This is a genomic window from Phytoactinopolyspora endophytica (genome assembly GCF_004138495.1).
GTDB classification, from domain to species: Bacteria; Actinomycetota; Actinomycetes; order Jiangellales; family Jiangellaceae; genus Phytoactinopolyspora; species Phytoactinopolyspora endophytica.
Window position 1 is genome coordinate 31,338 of record NZ_ML142875.1, and the last position, 2,230, is coordinate 33,567.

General features: G+C 68.9%; 1 protein-coding gene and 1 pseudogene. Both read right to left on the bottom strand.

Features of this window, described 5'->3' with window-relative positions:
- Positions 1-235: 235 nt before the first annotated feature.
- A pseudogene (locus ELR45_RS31970) lies at positions 236-484 on the bottom strand (dihydrofolate reductase family protein); the annotation flags it as partial.
- Between the two features lie 150 nt (positions 485-634).
- Positions 635-1,918, bottom strand: a complete 1,284-nt coding sequence (locus ELR45_RS31975) for a LuxR C-terminal-related transcriptional regulator (RefSeq protein ID WP_129669896.1) — start codon at positions 1,916-1,918, stop codon at positions 635-637.
- Positions 1,919-2,230 lie beyond the last annotated feature (312 nt).

Below are 2,230 nucleotides of genomic sequence, written 5' to 3' on the forward strand. Positions count from 1 at the left end.
GCGGCGATTGATCCAACCAGTGCGGATGCCAGCAGTCCGATCACAGAGGCACGAAATCGATGGCGGCTTCCTGGGCGATACCTCACATGTGGCATGACGACGTTCTCCAGTCTCGGCCGGGGATACACCTGCGAGTGAATTGAGTCGTTTCACCGATGCCACGTGACGTTACGAGTGTCTGGCACGGCCGTCAAGGTGCTACAGCGAAGGCTGGCGGGTTCGGGTGCGCAGCTCCTTAGTGGCGGACTCGGTAGCGCAGGTGTAGTGCTCGTTTGCCCTGGATCACTGTGTGCGGGTCCTCGAGTAGATGCTGCGAATCGACCGACCCGAAGTACCGTTTTCCAGAGCCGAGAACCACGGGGGCGACGTCCATGGCTACCTCGTCCACGAGGCCGAGGGCGAATGCCTGCCCGCCCACATCGCCCGCGGCCACGGCCACGGTACGTTCGCCGACGAGCTCTTCAGGCTTCGCGATGGCTTGGGCCCCACCGCGACCCCGGTCGCGAAGCTGCCCATCGTCTTCCGTCTCAGCTGGTGGCCAGCGCGGTGCGTGTACCTGGGCGCAGGCGTGCTCGGCCCGTTCGCCGTTGACGGCGGATGCCCGCCACAGCCCCGGCGTGCTGACCGCGTGCGCCTACACGGCGCGGAGCGTGGGCTCCGCGACGATCCCGGCGTCGTGCGCGATGAGGGCTGCCTGGTTGCGGGTATTGACGCCGAGTTGCGCGAGCACGTTGGCGACGTGGTACTTCACGGTGTTCTCGCTGATCGAGAACTTCTCAGCGATCTCGCGGTTGCGCCGGCCGTTCACCAGCTCGGCCAGGACGTCGAGTTCCCGTGGACGCAGGGCGGCCAAGGGGTCGCTCGATGTCGCGTCGAAGCTGGTCGCGTCCTCGAACGGGAGCCGCGCGACGAGGTTCGTGCCCCACCCGGGGACACTCTCGACCTTGACGGAACCACCGAGCGCCTGCGCGCGTTCTGTCAGGGCGTCGTCGATCACCGAGGACTGGCCGGTGCCCGGTCCGTCGTCGCGGACGCTGATCTCCAGCCCGCCGGCGAGCGCCCACGCGACGCGGAGACGGCCGACATCGGCTTGTTCGAGCAGGGCGAGGACGGCGCCCCGGGAGATGGCGCGGGCGGCGTGACCGACAGTGGCGGGGACGGTGACGCCGCGCACGTCCGTGCCGGAGGGGGCGGCGAACTCGAGCTGCGCCGTCGAGAAGCGGGTGACGGGCCGCAGTTCCTCCCGCAGGCGCTCGAAAGCCTCCGTCAGGGGCTCGTCGCCGAGTTCACGCTCCACTGCCGTCGAGGTGCGAAGCTCCACGAGGGCGGTCGCCGCGAGGTCGATGGCCGTCTGCCGGGCGGCATGATCGTCCAGGTGCCGTGCGCGCAGGGTGCCGAGGATGCCCGAGAGCGCGATGCGGTGGCAGTCGGTGAGCTCGGCGGTCACCCGGACGCGTTCGCCCGCGGCGGCGCGGGACGCATTCAGGTCGAGCGCCGTGGCGCCGTCAAGGGATTGCTCGGTGGCCGCGATGAACAATGACCAGGCCTCGGCGAGCGTGCTCAGGTTATCGTCGGGGAACGGCGTCGCGTCGCTACGCACCAGCAGCAGGACAGATGGCGGGTGCCCACGCTCCCTGATTACGGCGACCGGCCGCGTCTCGCCCGCCACCTCGGTGTTGCCCTGCCAGTACGGTGACGTTCCCAGAGTGCTCTCCAGGTGCACGAGGTCGCGCGCGGTGATGCTGTTCGCGACGTCGTGCTCGCCCGCGGTGCCGACCGGTGACCCCTCGCAGCCGCTGACGAGCATGCTGAGCACTCGGTGCGGAACCAGCTCGGACAGCGCCTTGGAGAGCCGTTGCGCCCGTTCCATCTGGTCGGACGTCCTGAGGGCGTACGTGACGCCGGAGAGCAAGGACATGCCAACGAGAGTACGTCGCGCTTCACCGGATCGGCCTACCCAGCCAGGTAGGCAGGACCACCCGGCTGGGTAGGTGCGGACCTGCCCGCTCGCCGCACATTCTGGTGGTGGGCAAGCTCTTCTGAGAGAGGAACGACATGACTGACACGACCACGACGGCCACGACCGGTGCGCCTGTGACGCTCGGCGACCGGGTACGGTACGACGTGCCTGTCCCGCGGGTCGCCCGCGCGACGCTCACCCGGTCCGAGGCCGGAAACCTCCAGGACGTCCATCTGTTCTACCAACTCGACGCCGCCTACCGCCGTGCCG